The sequence below is a fragment of the Caballeronia sp. ATUFL_M2_KS44 genome, assembly GCF_023630965.1.
Lineage (GTDB): Bacteria > Pseudomonadota > Gammaproteobacteria > Burkholderiales > Burkholderiaceae > Caballeronia > Caballeronia concitans.
Window position 1 is genome coordinate 1 of the sequence record NZ_JALQEA010000028.1, and the last position, 23,578, is coordinate 23,578.

Sequence of the window (23,578 nt, forward strand, 5' to 3'; positions counted from 1 at the left end):
GCATTGGCACTCGCCACCGCCGTCATATTGATGATCCGCCGCACGGTCGCCGCCGGCGTCAGAATATGCACCGGCTTCGCAGCGCCCAGCAGGTCAAGCGACGAAAGCGTACGAATGGCCTTGGACTTCAGGGTCTGCTACGCAGCTATCAAAAGGTCTGCAAATCTCTTATCGTCTTCGAACGAAACGACTCTCGCCGCCTCCGAAAGCACAGTTGCTGCTCGACCGAATTCATCTGCCGACGCCCCTTGCTCCATAACGACAACTCGATTATGAACAGCTTGCGCCGTAGCTTTTTTCAGATCGGCAAGCTTACCGTAACTTTGATAGATATAGCCCCAATCAACACGTCTATCGTCAGATACGCCAATCGGCTGCACTACGCGTATCCCCCTGTCGTTGGGAAGAACTACGCCAAGGGGAAACTCTATCTGATGCCCACTGACTCCGGTGAGGCGAGGTTTGCTCAGCACAGACCCGGGCGGCAGCTTCTCCCGAAGAGTGCGGGCCACTTGCGCCGCAAATCGTTCGTGCCTTGTCTTGGGAAGCCAATTCACTTCGTTATCGGAAATGGCGACCGCGAGTCGCAAAGCATCCCATAACGCGTACCTAAGGTCTGCTGTTGTACCGGCCGCGGTGATCTCACCATCCTTGCTCAAGGTTGCGAATCTCGCACCGGGGGTCGACGCAACCTTTTCTAGGCGAGCAGGAGATGGTTTAGCGCCATGATCAATCGCATGCAGAATCGTGCTATGGCCATCCGTCAAATAGAAGTGACCCGGCGCATCTTCCATTACATAGAAGCTGGCAAGCTGGCCGTCATTTCCTAGCGATATCGGGGCATGAACATGTAGGGTATTGCACCCCACCGGAGCGCAAACCCAGTTCGTTGCTTCAACTAGATCGGTGCAGTTCATAGTAACGTCCCTGTCTCGCCCTTGAGCGGATGTTCAATATTCCCTTGAAAAATCAGATTGCATTCTACGGCAAATGTATTGAGAAGCTCCACGACATCAGAGAGCGGTGGGTCAACAGGTTCAGCGTACCCATATTCGCCAACCCAAACATGCCGGTGAGTGGGATTTAGAAGTGTCTTACCATAGAAGGGACGCCCGACGCCAACGCGGTTAGGATGGGCCTGGTGCGGATTCGTGTCGAGCGCCGCGACTCGATTGTTTTCGACGAACAGGGCACACGAGAAGCTTTCGGGCAAAGGGGAAGATGCAACGCCCTTTTCAATGAGCTTCGGGCCGCGAAACCTAGCCCGAACTACGACACCCTCTAGAACCTCTGAGCCAGCCTGTACGCCGCTTTCGAACATGCTCGTTTTCGGCACATGGCCATTGACCTCTATCGACCAGATGAACGGTCTGACAACGACTTTCCCCGGCATGGCCAATAATTTTTGTACTTCTTCTTCAGTCACCAGTTCGTCCCTTCGCGCTGGAATTCAATGCTATCGTACTGCCAACCAAATAAAGCAGATGGCACCGTGATACGACGGCCCACGCACTGATTGGTTCATCCTAATAAAACCTGCACGACTGCGCCATCGTCCGTTGCTCCCACAGGTCCCGAGCGAGGGTCGACCTGCGCGCATGACTACTTGGATGGCCGTTGTCGTTTCCAGACTGGGCCGCGATAGGAACTGGGGCAAACGGCCAGCTCATCGTCGCTAGACTGCAGAAAACGGCGACCCATCCCCCGGATCGCCGTCCCTGATTCACCCACCTACCGCTTACTTCCCGTTAGCCAACCCGGCATTGGCACTCGCCACCGCCGTCATATTGATGATCCGCCGCACGGTCGCCGCCGGCGTCAGAATATGCACCGGCTTCGCAGCGCCCAGCAGGAACGGCCCGACCGTCACGCCCTCGCCGCTCACCATCTTGAGCAGGTTGTATGTGATATTCGCCGCTTCCACGTTCGGCATGATCAGCAGATTGGCCTCGCCATTCAGCGTCGTTCCCGGGAAGGCCGCCTTGCGCACGGTCTCCGACAAAGCCGCATCGCCGTGCATTTCACCGTCCACTTCCAGATTCGGCGCGCGTTCCGCCAGCAGCTTGCGCGCTTCCGCCATGCGCTTGCTCGATGCGCTCGGCACGCTGCCGAAGTTCGAGTTCGGCACCAGCGCCACCTTCGGCTGAATGCCGAATCGCTCGATTTCGCGCGCCGCGAGAATCGTCATGTCGGCGAGTTGCTCGGGCGTCGGCGTTTCGTTGACGTACGTATCGCTGATGAACAGATTGCGACCTTGCAGCATCAGCAGATTCATCGCCGCGAAGTTGTTCGCGCCTTCCGCCTTGCCCAGCACCTGCTCGACGAACTTCAGATGATCCTGATACGTGTCGATGAGACCGCAAATCATGCCGTCCGCATCGCCCGTATGGATCAGGATCGCGCCGATCAGCGTGTTGAACTTGCGCAGCGCGGCCTTCGCGCTCTCCGGCGTCACGCCCTCGCGCGCCGCGATCTCGTGATACGCCTGCCAGCTCTTCTGATAACGCGGGTCGTCTTCCGGATTCACGATCTCGAAATCGACGCCCGGCTTCAGCTTCGAACCCATCTTCTGCAGACGCATTTCAACCACCGCCGGCCGGCCGATGATGATCGGCTTCGCGATCTTCTCCAGCAGCACGAACTGCGCGGCGCGCAGCACGCGCTCGTCCTCGCCTTCCGCGAACGCGATGCGCGCCGGAGCCGCCTTCGCCGCCGCGAACACCGGACGCATCACCATGCCCGTGCGATAAACGGTAGCGCCGAGCGTCTCGCGATACGCGTCCATGTCCTTGATCGGACGCGTCGCGACGCCCGAATCCATCGCCGCTTGCGCGACAGCGGGCGCGATCTTGATGATGAGACGCGGATCGAACGGCTTCGGAATCAGATACTCCGGACCGAATTCGAGCGAATGACCTTCGTAGGCTTTCGCGACTTCATCGCCCTGATCGGTTTCCTCGGCGAGTTCGGCAATCGCGCGCACGCACGCGAGCTTCATTTCTTCGGTGATGGTCGTCGCGCCGACATCCAGCGCGCCGCGGAAGATGAACGGGAAGCACAGCACGTTGTTGACCTGGTTCGGATAGTCCGAACGGCCCGTCGCGATGATGCAGTCCGGCCGCACCTTCTTCGCTTCTTCCGGGCGGATTTCCGGCTCCGGATTCGCCAGCGCGAGAATCAGCGGCTTGTCGGCCATGGTCGCGACCATCTCCGGCTTCAGCACGCCCGCGCTCGAACAGCCGAGGAACACGTCGCAGCCGTGCATCGCGTCGCCGAGCGTGCGCGCGTCGGTGCTCGCCTGATAGCGCTCCTTCGACGCGTCCAGGTTGCCGCGTCCTTCGTAGATCACGCCCTTCGAATCGGTCACGAGCGTGTTCGACTTCTTGAGGCCCAGATGCACGAGCAGGTCCAGACACGCAATCGCCGCCGCGCCCGCGCCCGAGCACACGAGCTTCACTTCGTCGAGCTTCTTGCCGACCACTTTCAGGCCGTTGAGAATCGCCGCCGACGCGATGATCGCCGTGCCGTGCTGATCGTCATGGAAAACGGGAATCTTCATGCGCTCGCGCAGCTTCTTTTCGATATAGAAGCATTCCGGCGCCTTGATGTCTTCGAGGTTGATGCCGCCGAGCGTGGGTTCGAGCATCGCGATGGCGTCGACGAGCTTGTCGGGATCGGTTTCATCGAGCTCGATATCGAAGACGTCGATGCCCGCGAACTTCTTGAAGAGACAGCCCTTGCCTTCCATCACCGGCTTGGCCGCGAGCGGACCGATGTTGCCGAGACCCAGCACGGCCGTGCCGTTCGTCACGACGCCGACGAGATTCGCACGCGACGTGTACTTCTGCGCGTCGAGGGGTTCATCGAAGATCGCCATGCACGCGGCGGCGACGCCCGGCGAATACGCGAGCGAGAGATCGAGCTGATTGGATAGCGGCTTGGTCGGCGTGACCGAGATCTTGCCGGGACGGGGATTCTGGTGATACGCGAGAGCGCTTTGCTTCAGTTGTTCGTCCATGATTGACCTGATTATCCAGAGACGTTTGGGAATTTATTGGACAGGGTTCACAGCCTGCGACCGCTCTAACGATGAGTGGACGGTGTGAATCGATGGACCCATGTTGTCAGTCGCCCGGTGCGTCGGATAGACACGGCGTCGCGCGCCGCTGGGATGTAGCGGGCGGACGGAGGCTTGTTATTTTTTAGGACGTTCAGTGTACACCGCGCCTCTGAAATGACGCGCAGCAGCATTGCATTCCGCGAAAGCTGCCGCGCGCCGGAACGCCGCGTGTCAGGGCGTCGCGCGGGCTACCACGCGTAGCGCGCGCCGAGCCGCACGCCGTATTGCGAATAGTCGTGCGCGCCCCATTGCCCCGAGAGATCGCTCCATGCCGACCAGCCTTTCGCGAACGTGGCGTTCAGGCCGAGCCGCAGTTCGTAGCGATCGGTCGGATACATCTGCGGCAACGAGACATCGTTGAATGCGATCGCGAGATTCGACCGGTCGTGCCACCAGTTGAACGCGACATGCGGCATGAAGCGCTTGCCGCTGCCGGCATCGATTTCACGCGACACGCGCACGCCCACGCGCGTGATGACATTGCTCGACGCGCCGTTCGAAATCGCCGTGCCGTTCGGCTCCGTCAAGTCGACGCCGAGCTGACGCAGCCACACGGCCTGTACTTGCGGCTCGAATCGCCACGACGCGCCGAGCGGTAACGCCCAGCCGCCTTCGATCGAAGCCGCCCACGCTTTCGTGTGATACGCGACGTCCGGAAGGTCGTCGCCGCGCACGCCCTTGTCCATCCATCCGAACTGCAGCCACGAATCGACGTACGGGCCCAAGCGCGACCGCGCGTTCGCGAACCACGTCGCGTACATGCCGACGCTGTAGCCATTGACCGTGCCGGTTGCGTGCGCGGTGTTGTCGGCGGCGGAGGCGTCGGTGTGGAAATAGCCGTAGCCGGCCATCGCGCCGATCTGGAAACGATCGTCGTCGGTGAAGAGCCGGCCGCGCGCGAGATCGCCGCCGCCTTGCAGGAGCACGCTGTTCGTTCGCGCGCTGTATTCGTTCTCCGATGCGGCGCTTGCGGTCGTGCGGCCGACGAGACGCAGCCATGCGCCGTTGTCGCGTTCCTGCGCGCCGGACGCGGCATCGGCGGAAAGCGAGTTCATGCGATCGCCGAGGCTGTGCAGGAACAGCAATCGCGGCGCAGCCGCGTTGGCCAGATACGCGGGCACTTCGGGACGGTATTCCGGCGTGGGCGTCGGAGTGGGCGCGGGCGGTGTTGGCGTCGGCGGACTCGGTGGCGTTGGCGGCGTCGGATCCGGCGGCGTCGGATCCGGCGGCGTTGGTGTCGGCGGTTCGGGAGGCGTAGGTGGAGAAGGCGGCGTCGGCGGCAACGGCGGCTTCGGCGGTCGTTGCGAGCGCAAGTACCAGTCGCCGTCGTCAGGATCGGTCACGCTTCCCCGAAACAGACGATATTCATAAGGCCCCGCCACCGCCCGCCCGCTCAGCGTGAACGCCGTCGCCGGCGCGATGCCGCCGTCGATCGCCTCGATCACGCGAATGCCGTTGAACGTCAGCGCGCCTCGTCCACCCGCATTCGCGATGCGCACGCTGGTCACGCCGGTCGCCGCGCCGCCGTCGATCACGAGCCGGTCCGTCGCCGACCGATCCCCGCCGAGCGTCGTGTTGAGCACGAGCGTCGCCGCGTCGCCGTGATACTGCCGCACCGTCAGCGTGTGGAACGCGCCATCCGGCGAGCGCGCAAAACCAACGACGCTGCCCGCGCTCACGAGGCTCGTGAGCGTCGAATCGCCGTTGATCCACCACGCCGAGCCGTTCACGAGCATCGCGCGAAGAATCGCATCCGCCGACGCCGGCCCGCGCGAAAGCGACGCGCCGTAAAGCGTCGCGCCGTTCGCCGTCAGATCGACCTCGCTCGCCCGCGCGATGCTGTCCACGGCGAGCAACGCCGGCCCCGCCGCGCCGCCGCCGGTGAGCGACACGCGCGCCGATCCGTCGATAACGCCGATCGCCGCGCCCTGGCTGCTCGCGAGCGTCGTTGCGTCGAACACCGCCGACATCGGCGCGGACGATGCCCCGCCGTTCACGCTCAACGCGTTCGCCCCGGCGCCCAACGCGCTCACAGCGCCGTTGCGCATCGCGATGCCGCCGCCGTCCAGCAACACGATGCCGTTCGCCAGCGCGCCGCTGGTCGCGACCTGCACGCCGTCGGCGTCGATCTGCGTGCCCGCGCCGCTCGCGACCAGTCCATGCGACGCCACGCCCGATGTCGTCACCGCGCCGCCGTTCATCGTGAGACTGCCCGAACCGGCGGCCAGCGCGCCGATTGCGCCGTCGCCGAGCGTCGTCACCGTCGTGCGGGTCGTGTCGATGATCGCGTCCGCGACCGCCGCATACAGCCCCGGCGACACCGCGCCCTCGGTCCGGACATCGACGCCGCGCAGCACCATCGAGCCGGGCGACGCGACGAACGCGCCCGGCGAGCCCGCGCCCGTCGTGAGCACCGACGTGCGGCCGTCCAATGCATCGACCAGAATGCTCGATCCGCCCGACGTCTGCCCGAGCGCGCCCGAGTTGTCGCCGGCCGTCATCACCGAACTCGGGCCGAACAACTCGAACGAGCCGGTCGCGACGGTCACGCCGCCCGCCTCCCGCCCGTACGAGACGATGGTCGAATCGTGGAGCCGCATCGCGCCGCCATAGTCGATGAACACGGCATGCGACCGCTCGCCGTACGTCGTCAGGCTGACGCGCCCGGTGATGATCTGCCCGTGGAACACGTGGACGCCGTTCGAATGCACGCCTTCTGTCGTGATGCTGGAGTTGGTGTCGCCGAAATCGATGCGGCCGTCGCCGTCGACATACGCGCCCGTCGATTCGTCGCCGCTCGAGAACAGCACGACGGGCGCGGTGACCGTGATCGATCCACCGTTGGTGGCGTGGAAAACGGCGGCATAGCTGGCGGCGCCGGTATTGAACGTGCCGCCGGCGACGGTTCCGTCGCAGCCGTCGGCGAGATAGGAAGTCGCGGACGATGATGGCGGCGCACACGTCGCGGCTTGCGCGGCCGGTACGTGCATTGCCATCGAGAGCAGGAGCAAGAAGAACCTGACGATCCGCGCGCTGGCGTTGTCCGCCTTGTCACGCAACATGCAATTTTCCTTGTAATACGATGATCGTGCTGACCGGCTCGCGCGTTTGCGCGCCCTCGTTTGTGTCCGGTCAGTCTATGAGCCGGCGCGCCCCGCCGCCGCTATGTATCCTTCAATAACCGGGGAGCGGATGCGAAACAACGGATGCGAAACAACGGCGCCCGCTCGCCCCGGCGCGCGGGCTCGGGTAAAATCGCCGGTTAGCCGTGCAGGGGATGAAGGGCGCGTTCCGCGTCGAAAGCCCCGTCGACACGCGCGCCGGGAAACGCGAGACAGTCCATCGGAAGACGGCTCGTTTCGCGTCCAGACCGTGCGCCAAGGGCCTCGCGCCGCCTCCTCGCTTCTCTAAGCGCCACACCAGTCCAAGGATTCGCCCATGACAGGCTTCGATCGCCAGACGATCTCCGACACCACCGCCAAGATGCTGCTCGAAGTTCAGGCGGTGCATTTCAACGCGGAAAAACCGTTCATCTTCACGTCCGGCTGGGCGAGCCCGGTTTATATCGACTGCCGCAAGCTGATCTCGTATCCGCGCGTGCGCCGCGGCCTGATGGAAATGGCGGAAGCCACCATCCTGCGCGATGTCGGCTACGAACAGATCGATGCCGTCGCCGGCGGCGAGACCGCGGGCATCCCGTTCGCCGCGTGGATCGCCGATCGCCTGATGGTGCCGATGCAATACGTGCGCAAAAAGCCGAAGGGATTCGGCCGCAATGCGCAGATCGAAGGTTTGCTGACCGAAGGCCAGCGCGTGCTGCTGGTGGAAGACCTGACCACCGACAGCCGCAGCAAGATCAACTTCATCAACGCGCTGCGCACCGCCGGCGCGAGCGTGAATCACTGCTTCGTACTCTTCCACTACAACATCTTCAAGGAGAGCGTGTCGGTGCTGAAGGACATCGATGTCGAACTGCACGCGCTCGCTACGTGGTGGGACGTGTTGCGCGTGGCGAAGGAACAAGGCTACTTCGAGACGAAGACGCTCGATGAAGTCGAGAAATTCCTGCACGCGCCGGCGGAATGGTCGGCTGCGCATGGCGGCGCGACCGCAGCACCGCAATAAAGCGTTTGCCGTTCAACGAGTGAAAAGAAAAAGCTGCTGATTCACATCAGCGGCTTTTTTCATTTATGCGCCGATTAAACGTTAATGCGCCTTATAGCGAGTTCGGATTGGACGCGGGAGAATCTTCAAGCGAACCGTCACCCGAATACGCGGACAGGTTCATTAACCCGTTACTCTGCGCATACTGAAAAAGCTCGGAATCGCGTTCGATGCCGAGTTTGCGCATCGCCGTGTTTTTCTGCGTGCTGATGGTCTTGATACTGCGACGCAACTGGCCCGCGATTTCCGTGATCGTCATGCCCGACACGAAGAGGCGCACGACTTCCAGTTCGCGCTTCGACAGAATGACGCCGCGCTGCTGCCCGCCCGCGCCGATTCCCATGCTGTCGAGCGCCGCCTTCACCGACGGCCCCAGATATTCCTGCCCGCGCATCACGTGCTGGATGGCCCAGCCGATGTGATTCATGTCGTCCGCCTTGTTGATGATCGACATGACGCCGACTTCGCGCAAACGTTTGAGCAAGGCCGGATTTTCGAGCATCGTCAATACGACAAGGCGCACCTTCGGGAACTGGCGACCGATATAGCCGAGCAGCGGCATGCCGTCGCCATAGGAACCGCCGGGCATGGCGAGGTCCGTGACGAGCACGTCGCACGATGTCTTTTGAAGAAGCTGGACGAGTTCGGTCGATTGCCGCGCCTGGCCGACAACATCGACTTCGGGAAACTTGCTCAGTGCCTGAGTGGCGCCGAACAAGATCACCGGGTGGTCGTCTGCGATGATGACTTGTATTCGCTGGCTCATTTATTCTTCCCCGCATCCGGTTGATTCATTGCCACGCGAATCAATGCCAAATAGCTCATATTTTGCTCAACAGAGTCTGAAATCGTGACCGCCGTAAGAAGCGCCATACAGAACGCCACTGAATTTGCGCTATAGGTTGAGTCCCAAGGATCAAGCTTTTAATGCTTTGTTGCAATGTTAAACTGCATCTTCGTATGAAGCGCATCACTGAGACAAAAAACATCGTTGCAGTCGGTGAAACGCTGCTATATGCACGTTAGCTACTGCCAGGAGTCAGCTATGCGCGTCGCATGCCGGATCATGCGCTCGAAAAATGCTGTGGTCGTTGCCTTCGGTGCAGTCAGTGCAATGACGCTGCTGTGCCATACGCGGGTCGTGGCGGCGCAGTCCGCGTTCAGCGTGTCGAGTCCGGATCTCGCGCCCGGCAAGCCCGTGAGCCGCGAACTGCTTTTCAACGAATCGGAGTGCAAAGGCGGCAACCGCTCGCCGCAGATCGCTTGGCGCGGCGCGCCCGCGCAGACGCGCAGCTTCGCGGTGACCATTTTCGATCCCGATGCGCCGGGACGCGGCTGGTGGCACTGGGCCGTCGCCGGCATTCCGGCGAGCGTCGCGCATCTGCCGGCCAACGCGAGCGCGTCGGGCGCGCTGCACAAGCTGGGCGCGGTGGAAGCGCGCAACGACTGGGGCACCGATGGCTACGGCGGCCCGTGTCCGCCGCCGGGCAAGGCGCATCGCTATGTGGTGACGGTGTATGCGCTCAACGACGAGGATTTGCGGCTGCGTCAGGGCACGCCCGCGCTCATGTTCGAGCATGAAATCCGCACGATGGCCATCGCCAGCGCGCAACTCACCTTCACCGTCGGACGATAGACGATCGATCGCGCCGGGCGACCGTTGCGTTTTTTGCGTGCGCTCGCGCCGGTAAGCCGGAATTTGTTCTTGCTAGACTGGCCGCATCCGTCCGCCGGTCCTGAGCTCCGGCGGTGATCGTGCCATTTGCATGCCATTTGCCTGTCGATGCGCGCCGTTGCTGGCCTAGAGGGAATCATGTCGAACATCATCATCGTTTATCACAGCGGATACGGTCACACGAAGAAAGTCGCGGAAGCCGTGCTCGCGGGCGCGACCGACGCCGCCGCGAACGCCAGGCTGCTGCCGGTCGGCGAAATCGACGACGCCGCCTGGGCCGACCTCGACGCCGCCGACGCCATCGTCTTCGGCGCGCCGACGTACATGGGCGGCCCGTCCGCCGACTTCAAGAAGTTCGCCGACGCCAGTTCGAAACCGTGGTTCGCGCAGAAGTGGAAAGACAAGATCGCCGCGGGCTTCACGAATTCGGCGACGATGAACGGCGACAAGTTCTCGACGATTTCCTACTTCGTCACGCTCGCGATGCAGCACGGCATGATCTGGGCGGGCACCGGCATGATGCCGTCGAACACGAAGGCCGCGACGCGCAACGACCTGAACTTCGTCGGCGGTTTCACGGGGCTGCTCGCGCAATCGCCCGCGGATGCATCGCCGGACGAAGCGCCGCCCGTCGGCGATATCGAAACGGCGAAGGCGTTCGGCGCGCGCATCGCCGCAGTCACGGCGCGCTGGACCGGCCGGTAAGCCCTACGCCATTGCGCGCGCCGCGTGCAATCTGCTGCGCGGCGCGACATCAACGGGTCTCGGAAACGCCTTAGAATGACGTTTTTTGCGGCAGGCGCGCGCGTCGTCGCCCGAACCAGTGAGAGCGAGATGACCACGAAAGTATTTGTCGACGGACAGGAAGGCACCACCGGCCTGAAAATCTTTGAATATTTGTCGCAGCGGCGTGACATCGAAGTGTTGCGTATCGACGAAGCGAAGCGCAAGGACGTCGAAGAGCGCCGCCGGCTCATCAATGCGTCGGACGTGACGTTCCTGTGTCTGCCGGATGTGGCGTCGCGGGAATCGGTTTCGCTCGTCGATCCCGGCAACGCGAACACCTGCGTGATCGACGCCAGCACCGCCTTCCGCACGCACGACGACTGGGCCTACGGCCTGCCCGAACTGTCGCGCGCCCAGCGCGAGCGCCTGCGCACGGCGAAGCGCATCGCGGTGCCGGGCTGCCACGCGTCGGCGTTCGTGCTGTCGGTGCAGCCGCTCGTCGCGGGCGGTCTCATTCCGGCCGACTTCGCCGCGCACGCCTATTCGATCACCGGCTACAGCGGCGGCGGCAAGAAGATGATCGCCGAGTACGAAGCCGGCGGCGATGCGCGCCTCATGAGCCCGCGCGCCTACGCGCTCGGCCTGACGCACAAGCATTTGCCGGAAATGTCCGTGCGCACCGGTTTGTCGCGTGCGCCGATTTTCACGCCGATCGTCGGCCCGTTCCTGAAGGGTCTCGCGGTCACGACGTATTTCTCGCCCGACCAGCTCGCGCGCACGGCCAAGCCGCAGGACGTGCGCGAGATGCTCGCCGAGTACTACGCGAACGAGCCGTTCGTGCGCGTGATGCCGTTCGACGCGGAAAGCAATCTGGATAACGGTTTCTTCGACGTCCAGGCCTGCAACGACACGAATCGCGTCGATCTCTTCGTGTTCGGCAACGACGAGCGCTTCGTCACGGTCGCGCGTCTCGATAATCTCGGCAAGGGCGCATCGGGTGCGGCGATCCAGTGCATGAATCTGGCGATCGGCGCCGACGAGAGCACGGGGCTCGCACGCTGAAGACGCATCGCGCAGAACGCAAAAGCCGACCTCCGGGTCGGCTTTTTTCTTGCACCGCAGCATCGGCTTCAATCGAAACGTACGGGCGAAAAAAAGCCCGCCTAGGTTGGCGGGCTGAATCCATATCAGTGGAGACATGGAGGAGACAGGAACCACTATAACAAGGAATTTGGTGCAACGCAACATGTCGTCTCACGGCTGCGTCATCGACAAGACGAACTGCAGTTGATCCGCCGAAATCGGCTTGACGAGATGGATGTCGAAGCCCGCTTCCTGCGTCATCTCCCGATGCTGCGGCTGTCCCCACCCGGTCAGCGCGACGAGCAGCATCGCCGCGCCGTTCGGCGTCTCGCGCAAGGCGCGCGCGGCGGCGAGGCCATCGACGATCGGCATGCCGAGATCGAGGATCACCACTTCGGGCGCGAACTGCGCCGCCACTTCCACCGCCTGCGCGCCGTTCGCCGCAAGCGCCACTTCGTGTCCCATGCCGTTGAGCAGATGCGCGAGACCGGTCAGGGCGTCGTCGTCGTCATCGGCTATCAGGATGCGCTTGGTCATGACTGCCTCACCGGGTTGCGTAGATTTCGAGTTTCAGCTTGTTCGCGCCCGCCTGCGCCGCCGTGACTTCGGTGCGCGATCCGCGCGGCCCGATGCTGAAATGCTGCCGCGCGGGCGAGTTCTGGTCGTGGACGGCGTCGGGCAGACAGGCGGCGATGTCCGCGGCCACGCCTTGCAGCGCGTCCGCGCTGGAGCCGCCGTGCGGCGTCCACGTGCATCGGTAATTGGTCTGCGATGCCGCGCATTGCGCGTCGTCGCCATAGGAGAGCGCGATCGGACGGCCGTCCATCGCGGTGAGCGACGAGAATTTCGGCGATGCCGCCACGATGCGCTTCAGGGCATCGCAAGGGCTCGGGGTATCGTCGGCGCGGGCGGCCGTCGTGGACAGAACGCCGCAACACAGCGCGGCAAGCACGACGCTTCGGCTCTTCGGGTGCATGGGCGTCTCCTTTCGTTCGAAGCCGGGATGCGTGCCCGCGCTCCGTCCCATGCAACGTGTCGCGGCGGCTCGGACGCCGCGCAACAGTTGCGTTCTGGCTCTTATCGTCGCCGCGAGTCGCGGGCTTTTGTCGATCGCTACTATCCGCCCGCCCGATCGCGCCTGTATGTTCGAAAGCGAATGAAGCGCCGCAACCGCAGCAAGGTGCGCACCCGTTTTTGCAGACCTTAGCGATCCCGAACGATCAATGCCGCAGCAGCGCCATCATCGCGCCGAAGCCGATGAACACGCCGCCCGTCAGCCGGTTGAACGCCTGCGCGACGGCCGCGCTCTTCAGCGTATCGCCGATGCGCGCGCCGACGCCCGCATAGACCGCGTAGCAGCCGAGTTCGACGACGACGAACGTCGCCACGAGCACGATGAATTGGGGGAACACGGGCCGCGCGGCATCGATGGATTGCGGCAGCAGCGCGGCGGCGAAGAAGATCGATTTGGGATTGCTGCTCGCGACGATAAAGCCGCTGCGAAAGAGCGTCGGCGCATGGGCGTGCGCGCCGCCGGTCGCGTCGCGCGCTTCAACCGGGCCTTGCTTCGCGCGCCAGCTCTTCACGCCGAGCCATACGAGATATGCCGCCCCGGCGATGCGCAGCGCATCGAAAAGGCGCGGCCACGCTTCGAGAAACACGCCGAGTCCCGCCGCCGAGACGGACAGCATCAACACGAGCGCGCAAAGGCTGCCCGCCATCGTCGCGGATGCGCGGCGCATGCCGTGGCGCGCGCCGTGCGTCATGACGAGCAACATGCTGGGACCGGGAATCGCGGATACGACGAAGACAGTGGCGACGAACAGCCACCAGACATGCAGGCTCATTGCGGCATCGAAAGGAGAAAGGGAGAGGATTATGCCGCGCGCCTCTCCCTGCGAAGCCGCGCTGTCTCGTTATCTCGTTATCGGCCCGCGCGACGCGCCGCCACCTGGCCGAGCACCGCGAAGTCCTTCTCGCCGTCGCCGTGGGCGAGCGCATCGACGAGGTTGTCGCGCACCACGCTCGCGACCGGCAGCGGCACGTTGACCGCATCGCCGGCGGCGATGGCGAGCCGCACATCCTTCAGTCCGAGCCGCGCCTTGAAGAGCGCGGGCTCATAGCGGCGCTCGGCGATCATCTTCCCGTAGCCCGCATACACCGGCCCCGGAAACAGCGAATTCGTGATGACGTCGAGGAACGCCTGCGCCTCGATGCCGTGTCCGGTCACGAGCGCCGCCGCTTCGCCGACGGTTTCGATCGCCGAGGCCAGCATGAAATTCGCGGCGAGCTTCAGCACGTTCGCATGCTGCGGCTCTCGCCCGACGCGCCACGTTTTCTGGCCGAGCGCATCGAGCACGGGCTGCACGCGGTCGATGTCCGCGTCCGCGCCCGCCGCGAGAATGTTGAGCTTGCCCGCCGCCGCGACATCCGGCCGCCCGAGCACCGGCGCCGCGACGTAAGCCACGCCGTGCTGCGCGTGCAGTTCCGCGAGTTCGACGGCGAGCGCCGCCGAGATCGTCGCCATGTTGACGTGCACGAGGCCCTTCGGCGCGTGCTTGAGCAAGCCGCCGTCGACGAGCACCGAGCGCAGCGCGTGATCGTCCGCGAGCATGGAGAACGCGGCGTCGCCGGCGAACGCCTGCTCGGGCGTATCGACCACGGATGCGCCCTGATCCGCGAGCGAACGCGTCTTGTCGCGCGAGCGGTTCCACACGCGCACCGAATGCCCCGCCTTCAGCGCGTTGACCGCCATCGCGCCGCCCATTTCACCCAGTCCGATGAATCCGATATCCATGTCGTGCTCCACGAAGTGTTCGATGATCCGTATGCGTTCGCCCGCCAGTAAAGCACATCGCCTGGAAGCACGCAGCGGCGCCCAATGCCATACTGCTGCATGGTCACGGCGCGCTTTCATTTCCATCACGAACTGAACGATTTCCTCGCCCGGTCGCAGCGGGGATGCACGTTCGAGTGCGCGTGCCCGAAGGCGTCGTCGACCAAGCACATGATCGAGGCGCTCGGCGTGCCGCATACGGAAGTCGATCTGGTCGTGCGCAATGGCCGTCCCGCGGGTTTCGACGTGCAGATCGAAGAAGACGACCTGATCGAGGCTTATCCGCCGCATCGCGCGCCGCCCGACATGGCCGATGGCGCGCTGCTGCTGCGTCCGCCGATGAAGGCATCGGATCTTCACTTCATCGCCGATGCGCATCTCGGCGGTCTCGCCCAATTGCTGCGGCTCGGCGGCTTCGACACGCATTACGACAACAACTTCGCGGACGATGAAATCGAGCGCCTCGCGCTGGAGGAATCGCGCATCGTGCTGACGCGCGACCGCGAACTGCTCAAGCGCCGCACCGTGCTGCGCGGCTGCTACGTGCGCGCGTTGCAGCCGGACGAGCAATGGCGCGAAATCGCCGAACGGCTCGATCTCGCGCCGCACGTGCGCGCGTTCCGCCTGTGCCTGATGTGCAACGCGCCGCTGCGTCGCGCGACGCCCGACGAAATCGACGATCGCGTGCCGGACGGCGTGCGCCAGCGCCATACGCGCTTCGTCACGTGCGATGTGTGCCGTCGCGTGTTCTGGGAAGGCTCGCACTGGAAACGGATGCGCGCGCGCATCGACGCGCTGGCGGAAGCGAGCCAGGCGTAGGCGCGCGGCCACGTACAATACGGCACACTCAAAAACCGCCGCACTGGAGCATCGCGTGAACAAATTTCAACTGGAACAAAACAAGGCATTCAAGCTCGCCAACGACCTGAAGCAAGGCGGGCGGGCGAACATCGGCGGGACGGCTGCGCCGAAGACGGATCGGCGCGAGCAGCGCAAGCTGGATCAGGCGAAGGGTCTCGTGCCGTTCGCATGCAAGCTCGACGAAAAGCTCGTCAGCCAACTGAAGGAACGCGCCGAATCGCACGAAGGCGGCATGACGGAAGTGCTGGCCGAACTGCTCGTCGCAGCGGGCCTGCAACGCTGATCGTCGAACGCCTTTAAACGCTGCCTTCTTTTTCGATCACCAGAATGCGCGCCGCGCCCACCGGCTCGGCGTAATGCTCGTCGCCGGCCTGGGCGTGGAAGATGTCGCCGGCGTTGAGCGTGACGGTGCGCTCGCCGTCGGCATCGCGCACATGCATGCGGACCACGCCGTCCATCACGGCGAACACTTCCTCACCGTCGTTCACGTGCCATTTGTAGGGCGTGTCCGTCCAGTGCAGCCGGCACGACGTGCCGTTCATCACGCAGATATCGAGCGCGCCCCACGCGCGCTCGGCCGTGAACTTCCCGCTTTCGATCACTTTCATACGATTGCCGCCTAGCGAACGAGGTTGCGCGCTTCGTCGACGTCGGCGTGGCGCGCGGCCGGAATGCACGCGACCGCGACCAGCGAAATCACGAGACCGGCCATCACGTAGAAGGTCGGCGCGAGCGGCGAACCGGTGATGCGGATGAGCCACGTCACGATGAACTGCCCGAAGCCGCCGAAGATCATCACCGCGATGTTATACGCGAGCGACAAGCCGGTGGATCGCACGTTCGCGGGGAACAGTTCCGCGAGCAGCGCGCCGAACGGGCCGTAGTAACCGGCGAGCGTGATCGACAACACGCTCTGCACGATGACGAGCCGCATCACGCTCGGCTCCGCCGCGAGCCACGCGAAGAGCGGATAAATCGCGACGAGCGTGATGCCGAGCGACCACAGCGTGAGTCCCTTGCGCCCGATGCGATCCGACCACGCCCCCGCCACCGGGCACAGCACCGTCAGCAATAGATTGCCGACGATCAGCGCCGTGAACGACTGTCCGAACGGCAGCTTGAGTTGCTTGACGGCGAACGTCGGCAGATAGGCGATCAGCACGTACACCGTGACCGTCAGCGCGACGACCGAGCCGAGCCCGCACAGGATCTCGCGGCTATGCGCGCGGAACACTTCGCCGAGCGTCGCGCGGCGCGCGGTCTTTTGCGCGTGCAGAAAGGCTTCCGTGTCGGTCATGTTGCGCCGGATGTACAGGCCGACCGGCCCGATCACGAGCCCGAGAATGAACGGCACGCGCCAGCCCCACGATTCAAGCGCCTCGGGCGACAAGCCGCGCGAAATCGCCGCACCGACGACCGCGCCCAGCAGCAGCGCCGCCGCCTGGCTCGCCATCTGGAAGCTGCCGTAGAAGCCGCGCTTCGAGAACGGCGCGGCTTCGATCAGAAGCGCCGTCGAACTGCCGAACTCGCCGCCCGCCGAGAAGCCCTGCAACAGCCGCGCCGCCACGATCAGGAGCGGCCCGCCGATGCCGATCGCCGAATACGGCGGCGCAATGGCGAGCAGCAGAATGCCGAGCGTCATCAATCCGATGACGAGCATGAGCGCCGCCTTGCGCCCCGCGCGATCCGCATACAGCCCGAGCACGATGCCGCCGACCGGCCGCATCACGAAGGCGACGCCGAAGGTCGCGGTGGTCAGGAGGATGGACGAGTAATCGCTTTCGCTCGGGAAAAAGAGCCGCGCGATCACCACGGTCATGAAGCCGAACACGGTGAAGTCGTACCACTCCAGCGCATTGCCGATCACGGCGGCTGCTATGGCGCGCGCGTTCAATGGTCTGCCTGCCATGCGAATCCCTCAGTGGTGGATATGCCTCGGACTCATGCCCGATGATGTCACGCGCCGCGCCGCAGTCATGGCCGATACCTCTCGCGCGCTATTTTTAGTCCTGGCGAGTGTAAAGACCGCACGTTGGGTTATCAAGCGATGAGGAAAAGCGATACGCATCGCGCAAAGAAAAAGCGCGCCGGGCTTCGCAGCCGGGCGCGCTTTTCAGTGATACGTCCGCTTCGCGTCAGGCCTTCTTCGCGTAGGCGCTGCACCAGCCCTTCGAGGCGACGAGCTTGTTCGCGAACATCGGGCACGGCGCGAACGCGTCGGCGGCTTTGCCCTGATAGAACTGGCAGTTGCCGCAATCCTGGCCGGCTGCGTATTTCGGGAACTTGGCCTTGTCGACCTTGCTGGCGTCGAGCTTGTAGCCGAGCGCTTGCGCGGTCGGATCGCTTTCCTCGACTTTCGGCGCGTCGGCGAAAGCGGCGCGCGAACCGAGCGCGAACGTCGATGCAACGCCCACGCTGGTGATCAGAAACGTGCGACGGGAAGTCTTCATGGTGACTCGCTCCATGTTGTATTGGGGGAATTCGCCGTTCTGACGACGACGATGCCCGAGCATAACAACACCGAAGCGAATGGATGACGACGAATGCCGAAAATAAGCGCTTCAGCGCGCCATGTCCGCCACGCGTTCGCCGATGGCCAGCGACGCCGTCAGCCCCGGCGATTCCATGCCGAACAGGTTCACGAGTCCCGGCACGCCGTGCGCGGATTTGCCCTGGATCATGAAATCGGCAGCGGCCTGGCCGGGGCCGGAGAGCTTCGGCCGGATGCCCGCGTAGGCCGGCTGCAACGCGTCGTCGGGGAGACCGGGCCAGTACGCGCGGATCGCGGCGTAGAAGGAATCGGCGCGGCGCGGATCGACGTCGTAGTTCAGCGACGTCACCCATTCCACGTCGGGGCCGAATTTCGCCTGACCGCCCATGTCGATCGTCAGATGCACGCCGAGACCGGCTTCGTTCGGCATCGGATAGATGAGACGCTCGAACGGCGCGCGCCCGCTCACGCTGAAGTAATTGCCCTTCGCGAAGTAGAGCGGCGGCACGTGGCGGTCGTCGAGGCCGCGAATGCGCCGCGCGATGTCGTTCGCGTGCAGCCCCGCGCTGTTGATCAGGTACGACGCCCGAAAGCGCGCGGGCGCGTCGCCGCCGGTTTCGACGATAAAGCAGCCTTCGCGCGCATCGATGCCGACGACCGGCGTATGGAACACGACGCCCGCGCCGTGATTTTCGGCATCGCCCTGATACGCGAGCATCAGCTGATGGCTATCCACGATGCCCGTGCGCGGCGAATACACCGCCTCGACGCATTGCAGTTGCGGCTCCATCTCCTGGGCCTGCGCCCCGCTGACGCGCACGAGTCCTTCGACGCGATTTTCGATGCCCTTCTGCTCCAGCGCCGCGAGTTGCGGAATCTGGTTGCGCGCCGTCGCGACGAGCAGCTTCCCGCATTGCCGATGCGGCACGCCATGCGCCGCGCAATAGTCGTAGAGCATCTCGCGTCCGCGCACGCAGAGTTCGGCCTTGAGCGAGCCGCGCGGGTAGTAGATGCCGGCGTGAATCACTTCGCTGTTGCGCGAACTCGTGCCGACGCCGATGGCTTCGCCCGCCTCCAGCACGACGACTTCGCGCCCGCGCATCGCCAACGCCCGCGCGATGGCGAGCCCGACGACGCCCGCCCCGATGACCACGCATTCGATCCGATCCATGTCCTTTTCCGCGCCGACCCGATGCTAACTATTCTACGTGGGCGACTATTGCGCGTTGCACAACAAACGCACACGAGACACATCGTTTTCCGGTGCAATTCGGAAAAAGCCAAGAATCTGGCCGCCAGATGACGAAAAAGAGCGGTTTTCGGGCCGTTTATGGCAGTTTTGCCATTTTCGGGGCGTCAGAATCCCATCGATTTCCGGCGCGACTGGCGATCGAGCTGGATATCGCGCGCCTCGACGTGATGCCTTCCGTCCATGCGCGCATTGCCGAACGCGTTGAGCATCGCGCGCCGCATGCCGCGCGGCGACGCCTGCGTGAGCGCATCGAGCGGCGCATCGCCGAGCGTTTCGGGAAAGCGCACGCCCCACGCGTGCGCTTCTCGAATCTCCGCGTAAATCGCCTGCGCGATGCGCCGCGCGCCGTCGCGGTCCGGCGCGGGAATCTCGTACACGTTCATGCGGTTCAGAAGCGGCTCGGGAATCGCGCGCGCGTCGTTGGCCGTCGCGATCCACACGATGTTGCCCGCGTTGATCGGCACTTCGGCGAATTCGTCGATGAACGCTTTCGCCGTGTCGTGTTCGAGCAGCGCGTAGAGCGCGCCGAGCGGATCGTATTGCGCGTCGCCGGTGGCCTTGTCGATTTCATCGACGGTGATGACGGGGTTCGCGTAGCTGCCGTTCACGAGCGCGTCGAAGACCTTGCCGGGCTTCGCGTTGCGCCATTGCGATGACGCCCCCGACAGAATCCAGCCCGCCGTGAGCGAACTCATCGCGACGTAATGCGAGGACGTGCCGAGCAGCCGCGCGAGCTGCTTCGCGAAATGCGTCTTGCCGATGCCCGGCTCGCCGAGCAGCAGCATCGGCATGAGTTCGAGGCGATCGTCGGTTTCGAGACACAGCGCGATCTGCTTGCGGATGTCGTCGAGCGGTTCGTCGAAATTGGGCAGCGAAGCCACGAGATCGTCGATGGACGGCATGCGGTTCGGCTTTACGCAGAAGCGCAGATTGCCGACCTTCAGCATCTTTTCGTAGGTGGCGCGCAGCGCGTCGCTCGCGCCATCGGAGAGTTCGTTGAGCGCGGTTTCCACGTCGTCGAGACTGTAGACCTTGCTGAACGATGCCACCGCCAGTTCCTGTTTCACCACGGCCGTCGTCATGTCGCACCTCGTCTTTTGATTGATCGACGATTCAGTGTATCGATGACAAAACCGCACGCAAGCGAGCAGTCGCGCGCGTCTGCTGCCAATCGAAGCTGTTGATCGATGCGGCCGAGCCTAAGACGCCGCGCGCTAGTATCATCGTCGGGATCGAAGCGGCGGGCGGGTTCGGAACGTGCTCCCGGACATGACTGACCCGCGCGCCGGAGAAGCTTTCAATGACGAAAACAAACCGCACCGCATTTCTGTATCCGATCCGATCCGCGCTTCTGTTGAGCGCCTGCCTCGCCGCGAGTCACGGCGTTTTCGCGCAAAGCGCGCCGCAGCCCGTCAACTGGGAACTGCAGGTCGTGCGCGACGGCCAGCAGATCGACTCGTTTTCCGCGACGACGAACGTCGGCCAGGCGCGCACGGATACGCATCACGATGTCGTGCAGAATCGCGTCGGCTGCGCCGACAAGCCCGCGGGCGACATCGACCTGCAACGCACCGTCACCGTGTCGCCGACGCACGCGAGCGCCGACGACATCACGCTCGCCATCGATGCGCAAGAGACGATCGAAGAAGATGCGTCGCGCACGTCGCCGTCCGGCTGCAAGGTGCCGCCGACGCCGCGTCAGGTGAGCGGCTCGCATCCCGGTCTCGTAGTGAAGCCGGGTGAATGGGCGCAATGGCAGATCATCGACAGCAATCCGTCGCTGGCGTACCGGGTGCGCGCCAGCCTCGCTCCATCCGCGCCGGCCGAGTGACCGGGCGTCGGCGCGTACAACACAACGAACGCATGCGAAACCCAGAACATCTTCCGCCAGCACCGTCCGCGAAGGCGGTCACGCCGGATTTCACGGCGGTGAGCTGGAATCTGCACAAGGGCCGCTCGCCGCTCGGCCTGCGCGCGTGGAGCGCGATGCAGCGGTGGGTTCAGACCACCAACGCGGACGTCTATTTTCTCCAGGAAGCCATGGCGCGGCGGCTGCCGCAGCCGGTGCTCGCAAGCGGTTTCGGCAAGCCGCTTGCCGGTCCGCTCGACGATGTCTGGCATTGCCAGGCCACCGAAATCGCCACCGCGCTCGAGTTGCAGATCGCGCTCGGGCCGAACGTGTTCAAGCCGTCGTGGCGGCACGGCAACGCGATTCTCTCGCCGCATCCGCTGGATCTTTCCGGACGATGGGACATTTCCGCGCATCGCTTCGAAAAGCGCGGGCTGCTCGTCGCGCGCGCGACGTTCGCGGGTCAGGCGGTCACGCTGCTGTGCGCGCATCTCGCGCTGACGCGTGCCGCGCGGCTGCGTCAGATGAACTGGATCGCGCACTGGATCGCGAAGGAAGCGCCGGACGGCCCACTCGTGCTCGCCGGCGATTTCAACGACTGGCGCAACGACTCCGTGCCGCTCTTCGGCGAACTCGGCATGAACGAAGTGGCGACGATGCTCGGCGAATCCGGCCGCACGTTCCCCGCGTTTTCGCCGGCGCTCGCGCTCGACAAGATGTTCGTGCGCGGTCTTAGACCCGTCGAATGGCTCGTGCCGACGCAGGACACCGCGTGGCTCTCCGATCACCTGCCGTACATGGCGCGGCTGCGGGTCGAGTGAGGGAAACGAGGGAAATGAAGGAAACGCGGGAAGTCAGGCGCGGGCGAGCAGCGCCTCGATCTCGTCGATGGAAACGGGCTTCGTGAGGTGATGATCGAAGCCCGCATCGAGCGCGGTCTGACGGTCGGCGGCGCTGCCGTAGCCGGTGAGCGCGAGCAGCAGCGCGTGGCGGGTCGCGTCGCGCTTGCGCATCTCGCGCGCCACGTCGAAGCCGCTCATTCCCGGCAAGCCGATATCCAGCACCACCACGTCGGGCCGGAATTCGTCGATCGAGGCGAGCGCGCGCACGCCGTCGTGCTCGGTGCGCACTTCGTGGCCGAGCGCTTCGAGCAGCATCGACATGGCGAGCGCGGCGTCGGCGCTATCGTCGACGAGCAGAATGCGGCGGCTTCCCGTGCCGCCTTGCGCTTCGGCGCTGGTGGTCATGCGTCCCCGCGATTTTTGAGATGGTCCGGCCGACTGTAGCACACGCTGCAAAGAAGCGATGAGACCGCAACGCCGCGACGCGACGGCTCTGCTATCGTGAATATTTCGGCCGCATCGACGCGCTTCGCCATGTTCGATCTATTCGACGACATCCCCAAGCCCGACATTGCGTGGCATCCGGACTGGATCGCCGCGGACGCCGGTTCCGACCTGATGGGCGCGCTGATCGAGGAAGTGCGCTGGCAGCAGGACTTCATGAACACGCCGGGCGGACGCGTGCCGCTGCCGCGCCTGACCGCGTGGCAAGGCGACCCCGACGCCGTTTATGTCTACTCGGGCATCCGCAACGTGCCGCAGCCGTGGACGCCCGCCGTCGCGCAACTTCGCGATGCCGCGCAGCAAGCGGCCGGCGCGCGCTTCAACAGCGTGCTGCTCAACCGGTATCGCGGCGGCCTCGACAGCATGGGCTGGCACGCGGACAAGGAACGCGAACTCGGTCCGGAACCGGTGATCGCATCGGTGAGTCTGGGTGCGGCGCGCAGCTTCGAGTTCCGGCACGTCCGCACGCACGCGACGCACACGCTGTCGCTCACGCACGGCAGCCTGCTCGTGATGCGCGGACGCACGCAGCTCGAATGGGTGCATCGCGTGCCGAAGGAGCCGGGCGCGCGCGGCGAGCGCATCAATCTCACGTTCCGCTGGGTGGACGCGTCGAAGGCGCGCCGCTGAATCAGGGCCGTTTCGCGACGAAATCGATCTCCACGAGCGCATCGCGCGCAAGCCCCGTCACGCCGATGCACGTGCGCGCCGGCAGCGGCTTCGGCGAGAAATACGAGCGATAGACGGCGTTCATCGCGTCGTAATCGCGCTTGAATTCGGTCAGGTAGATGCGCACGGACACGACGTTGTCGAGCGTGAGGCCGAGTCCCGTCAGCACGAGAATCAGGTTGTCCATCACGCGCCGCGTTTGAGCCGCGATGCCGTCGGGCAGCGGCGCGCTGTTGTCGTCGGGATGCGTCGGCATCTGGCCGGTCAGAAAGACCCAGCCGTCGGCTTCCGCCGCGTGCGAGAACGGGCCGACGGGCGTCGGCGCGGCGTCGATCATCGAGAATTTGGGCTGCGTGGTCACGTGGTTTGTCCTTGAGGCTCGCGCTGACGACGTCGGTCAAGCGCCCTGCACGTTAGCGCGACAAAATTCGCGCCGCGCGGACAACTGTCGTTTGCACCGCTTCGATGCGAAGATGACAGCCTTACAGTCGCACGACGCACACCCA

25 protein-coding genes are annotated in these 23,578 nt (G+C 64.3%); 9 read left to right on the forward strand and 16 right to left on the reverse strand.

Annotated elements, in window-relative coordinates; translation table 11 throughout:
- Window positions 1–137 precede the first annotated feature (137 nt).
- From NCR39_RS12640 to NCR39_RS12655, 4 genes are all read right to left on the reverse strand, one after another.
- Window positions 138–917 carry a DUF1828 domain-containing protein gene (locus NCR39_RS12640; RefSeq protein WP_250452469.1) on the reverse strand — a complete coding sequence of 260 codons (780 nt, stop codon included), beginning with the start codon at window positions 915–917 and terminating at the stop codon, window positions 138–140.
- On the reverse strand, window positions 914–1,426 hold the full coding sequence (locus tag NCR39_RS12645; RefSeq protein ID WP_250452470.1) for a hypothetical protein: 513 nt from the start codon (window positions 1,424–1,426) through the stop codon (window positions 914–916). Before NCR39_RS12645 ends, NCR39_RS12640 begins: the two co-directional genes overlap by 4 nt.
- A 312-nt stretch (window positions 1,427–1,738) precedes the next feature.
- A complete protein-coding gene (locus tag NCR39_RS12650) occupies window positions 1,739–4,018 on the reverse strand; it encodes an NADP-dependent malic enzyme (protein WP_250452471.1) in 2,280 nt (759 codons plus the stop codon).
- Window positions 4,019–4,308: 290 nt separating this feature from the next.
- Entirely contained in the window at window positions 4,309–7,182 is a 2,874-nt protein-coding gene (locus tag NCR39_RS12655) for an autotransporter family protein (RefSeq protein ID WP_250452472.1), read from the reverse strand.
- A gap of 376 nt (window positions 7,183–7,558) precedes the next feature.
- Here NCR39_RS12655 and NCR39_RS12660 point away from each other — a divergent pair, with 376 nt between their 5' ends.
- Window positions 7,559–8,245, forward strand: a complete 687-nt coding sequence (locus NCR39_RS12660) for an orotate phosphoribosyltransferase (protein WP_250452473.1) — start codon at window positions 7,559–7,561, stop codon at window positions 8,243–8,245.
- 91 nt (window positions 8,246–8,336) lie between these two features.
- Here the strand turns inward: NCR39_RS12660 and NCR39_RS12665 are convergent, their stop codons facing one another.
- The gene (locus tag NCR39_RS12665) at window positions 8,337–9,050 is read right to left on the reverse strand and encodes a response regulator (protein ID WP_040051286.1); all 714 of its coding nucleotides are present in this window, start codon (window positions 9,048–9,050) and stop codon (window positions 8,337–8,339) included.
- Window positions 9,051–9,329: 279 nt separating this feature from the next.
- On the opposite strand from NCR39_RS12665, the gene NCR39_RS12670 reads away from it, so the two are divergent.
- From NCR39_RS12670 to argC, 3 genes are all read left to right on the forward strand, one after another.
- Window positions 9,330–9,920 (forward strand): YbhB/YbcL family Raf kinase inhibitor-like protein, encoded by a 591-nt coding sequence (locus tag NCR39_RS12670; protein ID WP_502800209.1) that lies wholly within the window; start codon window positions 9,330–9,332, stop codon window positions 9,918–9,920.
- Window positions 9,921–10,097: 177 nt separating this feature from the next.
- Window positions 10,098–10,664 (forward strand): flavodoxin family protein, encoded by a 567-nt coding sequence (locus NCR39_RS12675; RefSeq protein WP_250452475.1) that lies wholly within the window; start codon window positions 10,098–10,100, stop codon window positions 10,662–10,664.
- A gap of 129 nt (window positions 10,665–10,793) precedes the next feature.
- Window positions 10,794–11,747: an N-acetyl-gamma-glutamyl-phosphate reductase gene (argC, locus tag NCR39_RS12680; RefSeq protein WP_250452476.1), complete on the forward strand. Its 954-nt coding sequence runs from the start codon at window positions 10,794–10,796 to the stop codon at window positions 11,745–11,747.
- Between the two features lie 192 nt (window positions 11,748–11,939).
- Here argC and NCR39_RS12685 read toward each other — a convergent pair whose 3' ends face one another.
- The 4 genes from NCR39_RS12685 to NCR39_RS12700 all read right to left on the reverse strand — a co-directional run bounded on the left by NCR39_RS12685 (window position 11,940) and on the right by NCR39_RS12700 (window position 14,565).
- Complete coding sequence (locus NCR39_RS12685; protein WP_250452477.1) at window positions 11,940–12,305, reverse strand: response regulator; 366 nt, start codon at window positions 12,303–12,305, stop codon at window positions 11,940–11,942.
- 7 nt (window positions 12,306–12,312) lie between these two features.
- The gene (locus NCR39_RS12690) at window positions 12,313–12,744 is read right to left on the reverse strand and encodes a hypothetical protein (protein ID WP_250452478.1); all 432 of its coding nucleotides are present in this window, start codon (window positions 12,742–12,744) and stop codon (window positions 12,313–12,315) included.
- A gap of 244 nt (window positions 12,745–12,988) precedes the next feature.
- On the reverse strand, window positions 12,989–13,615 hold the full coding sequence (locus tag NCR39_RS12695; protein ID WP_250452479.1) for a LysE family translocator: 627 nt from the start codon (window positions 13,613–13,615) through the stop codon (window positions 12,989–12,991).
- Between the two features lie 77 nt (window positions 13,616–13,692).
- Window positions 13,693–14,565 (reverse strand): NAD(P)-dependent oxidoreductase, encoded by an 873-nt coding sequence (locus tag NCR39_RS12700; protein ID WP_250452480.1) that lies wholly within the window; start codon window positions 14,563–14,565, stop codon window positions 13,693–13,695.
- A gap of 99 nt (window positions 14,566–14,664) precedes the next feature.
- On the opposite strand from NCR39_RS12700, the gene NCR39_RS12705 reads away from it, so the two are divergent.
- Together NCR39_RS12705 and NCR39_RS12710 are read left to right on the forward strand one after the other, a co-directional pair.
- Entirely contained in the window at window positions 14,665–15,423 is a 759-nt protein-coding gene (locus NCR39_RS12705; protein WP_250452776.1) for a Mut7-C RNAse domain-containing protein, read from the forward strand.
- 55 nt (window positions 15,424–15,478) lie between these two features.
- Complete coding sequence (locus tag NCR39_RS12710) at window positions 15,479–15,748, forward strand: hypothetical protein (protein ID WP_040051279.1); 270 nt, start codon at window positions 15,479–15,481, stop codon at window positions 15,746–15,748.
- A gap of 13 nt (window positions 15,749–15,761) precedes the next feature.
- Here the strand turns inward: NCR39_RS12710 and NCR39_RS12715 are convergent, their stop codons facing one another.
- The 5 genes from NCR39_RS12715 to NCR39_RS12735 form a co-directional block, all read right to left on the reverse strand.
- On the reverse strand, window positions 15,762–16,073 hold the full coding sequence (locus NCR39_RS12715; RefSeq protein ID WP_250452481.1) for a cupin domain-containing protein: 312 nt from the start codon (window positions 16,071–16,073) through the stop codon (window positions 15,762–15,764).
- An 11-nt stretch (window positions 16,074–16,084) separates the two neighbouring features.
- A complete protein-coding gene (locus NCR39_RS12720; RefSeq protein ID WP_250452482.1) occupies window positions 16,085–17,374 on the reverse strand; it encodes an MFS transporter in 1,290 nt (429 codons plus the stop codon).
- Between the two features lie 226 nt (window positions 17,375–17,600).
- Window positions 17,601–17,915, reverse strand: coding sequence for a high-potential iron-sulfur protein (locus tag NCR39_RS12725; RefSeq protein WP_040051308.1), 315 nt, complete (start codon window positions 17,913–17,915; stop codon window positions 17,601–17,603).
- Window positions 17,916–18,026: 111 nt separating this feature from the next.
- Window positions 18,027–19,127 carry an NAD(P)/FAD-dependent oxidoreductase gene (locus NCR39_RS12730; RefSeq protein WP_250452483.1) on the reverse strand — a complete coding sequence of 367 codons (1,101 nt, stop codon included), beginning with the start codon at window positions 19,125–19,127 and terminating at the stop codon, window positions 18,027–18,029.
- Between the two features lie 185 nt (window positions 19,128–19,312).
- Window positions 19,313–20,290, reverse strand: coding sequence for an AAA family ATPase (locus NCR39_RS12735; RefSeq protein ID WP_250452484.1), 978 nt, complete (start codon window positions 20,288–20,290; stop codon window positions 19,313–19,315).
- 218 nt (window positions 20,291–20,508) lie between these two features.
- Here NCR39_RS12735 and NCR39_RS12740 point away from each other — a divergent pair, with 218 nt between their 5' ends.
- Both NCR39_RS12740 and NCR39_RS12745 read left to right on the forward strand, forming a co-directional pair.
- Window positions 20,509–21,039, forward strand: a complete 531-nt coding sequence (locus NCR39_RS12740) for a hypothetical protein (protein WP_250452485.1) — start codon at window positions 20,509–20,511, stop codon at window positions 21,037–21,039.
- 32 nt (window positions 21,040–21,071) lie between these two features.
- The gene (locus tag NCR39_RS12745) at window positions 21,072–21,878 is read left to right on the forward strand and encodes an endonuclease/exonuclease/phosphatase family protein (RefSeq protein ID WP_250452486.1); all 807 of its coding nucleotides are present in this window, start codon (window positions 21,072–21,074) and stop codon (window positions 21,876–21,878) included.
- 33 nt (window positions 21,879–21,911) lie between these two features.
- Here the strand turns inward: NCR39_RS12745 and NCR39_RS12750 are convergent, their stop codons facing one another.
- A complete protein-coding gene (locus NCR39_RS12750; RefSeq protein ID WP_250452487.1) occupies window positions 21,912–22,304 on the reverse strand; it encodes a response regulator in 393 nt (130 codons plus the stop codon).
- A 129-nt stretch (window positions 22,305–22,433) separates the two neighbouring features.
- On the opposite strand from NCR39_RS12750, the gene NCR39_RS12755 reads away from it, so the two are divergent.
- A complete protein-coding gene (locus NCR39_RS12755) occupies window positions 22,434–23,033 on the forward strand; it encodes an alpha-ketoglutarate-dependent dioxygenase AlkB family protein (protein ID WP_250452777.1) in 600 nt (199 codons plus the stop codon).
- A gap of 1 nt (window position 23,034) precedes the next feature.
- On the opposite strand, the gene NCR39_RS12760 is transcribed toward NCR39_RS12755, so the two are convergent.
- A complete protein-coding gene (locus tag NCR39_RS12760) occupies window positions 23,035–23,409 on the reverse strand; it encodes a RidA family protein (protein WP_284507217.1) in 375 nt (124 codons plus the stop codon).
- Window positions 23,410–23,578 lie beyond the last annotated feature (169 nt).

Bases quoted from the DNA above. Each gene is read 5' to 3' on its own strand.
- NCR39_RS12745 (WP_250452486.1), top strand. From the start codon at position 21,072: ATGCGAAACCCAGAACATCTTCCGCCAGCACCGTCCGCGAAGGCGGTC.
- NCR39_RS12730 (WP_250452483.1), bottom strand. From the start codon at position 19,127: ATGGATCGGATCGAATGCGTGGTCATCGGGGCGGGCGTCGTCGGGCTC.
- NCR39_RS12695 (WP_250452479.1), bottom strand. From the start codon at position 13,615: ATGAGCCTGCATGTCTGGTGGCTGTTCGTCGCCACTGTCTTCGTCGTA.
- NCR39_RS12690 (WP_250452478.1), bottom strand. From the start codon at position 12,744: ATGCACCCGAAGAGCCGAAGCGTCGTGCTTGCCGCGCTGTGTTGCGGC.
- NCR39_RS12670 (WP_502800209.1), top strand. From the start codon at position 9,330: ATGCGCGTCGCATGCCGGATCATGCGCTCGAAAAATGCTGTGGTCGTT.
- NCR39_RS12660 (WP_250452473.1), top strand. From the start codon at position 7,559: ATGACAGGCTTCGATCGCCAGACGATCTCCGACACCACCGCCAAGATG.
- NCR39_RS12750 (WP_250452487.1), bottom strand. From the start codon at position 22,304: ATGACCACCAGCGCCGAAGCGCAAGGCGGCACGGGAAGCCGCCGCATT.
- NCR39_RS12685 (WP_250452477.1), bottom strand. From the start codon at position 12,305: ATGACCAAGCGCATCCTGATAGCCGATGACGACGACGACGCCCTGACC.
- NCR39_RS12665 (WP_040051286.1), bottom strand. From the start codon at position 9,050: ATGAGCCAGCGAATACAAGTCATCATCGCAGACGACCACCCGGTGATC.
- NCR39_RS12735 (WP_250452484.1), bottom strand. From the start codon at position 20,290: ATGACGACGGCCGTGGTGAAACAGGAACTGGCGGTGGCATCGTTCAGC.
- NCR39_RS12705 (WP_250452776.1), top strand. From the start codon at position 14,665: ATGGTCACGGCGCGCTTTCATTTCCATCACGAACTGAACGATTTCCTC.
- NCR39_RS12760 (WP_284507217.1), bottom strand. From the start codon at position 23,409: ATGATCGACGCCGCGCCGACGCCCGTCGGCCCGTTCTCGCACGCGGCG.
- NCR39_RS12720 (WP_250452482.1), bottom strand. From the start codon at position 17,374: ATGGCAGGCAGACCATTGAACGCGCGCGCCATAGCAGCCGCCGTGATC.
- NCR39_RS12655 (WP_250452472.1), bottom strand. From the start codon at position 7,182: ATGTTGCGTGACAAGGCGGACAACGCCAGCGCGCGGATCGTCAGGTTC.
- NCR39_RS12725 (WP_040051308.1), bottom strand. From the start codon at position 17,915: ATGAAGACTTCCCGTCGCACGTTTCTGATCACCAGCGTGGGCGTTGCA.
- NCR39_RS12715 (WP_250452481.1), bottom strand. From the start codon at position 16,073: ATGAAAGTGATCGAAAGCGGGAAGTTCACGGCCGAGCGCGCGTGGGGC.
- NCR39_RS12755 (WP_250452777.1), top strand. From the start codon at position 22,434: ATGTTCGATCTATTCGACGACATCCCCAAGCCCGACATTGCGTGGCAT.
- NCR39_RS12740 (WP_250452485.1), top strand. From the start codon at position 20,509: ATGACGAAAACAAACCGCACCGCATTTCTGTATCCGATCCGATCCGCG.
- NCR39_RS12640 (WP_250452469.1), bottom strand. From the start codon at position 917: ATGAACTGCACCGATCTAGTTGAAGCAACGAACTGGGTTTGCGCTCCG.
- NCR39_RS12675 (WP_250452475.1), top strand. From the start codon at position 10,098: ATGTCGAACATCATCATCGTTTATCACAGCGGATACGGTCACACGAAG.
- NCR39_RS12700 (WP_250452480.1), bottom strand. From the start codon at position 14,565: ATGGATATCGGATTCATCGGACTGGGTGAAATGGGCGGCGCGATGGCG.
- argC (WP_250452476.1), top strand. From the start codon at position 10,794: ATGACCACGAAAGTATTTGTCGACGGACAGGAAGGCACCACCGGCCTG.
- NCR39_RS12650 (WP_250452471.1), bottom strand. From the start codon at position 4,018: ATGGACGAACAACTGAAGCAAAGCGCTCTCGCGTATCACCAGAATCCC.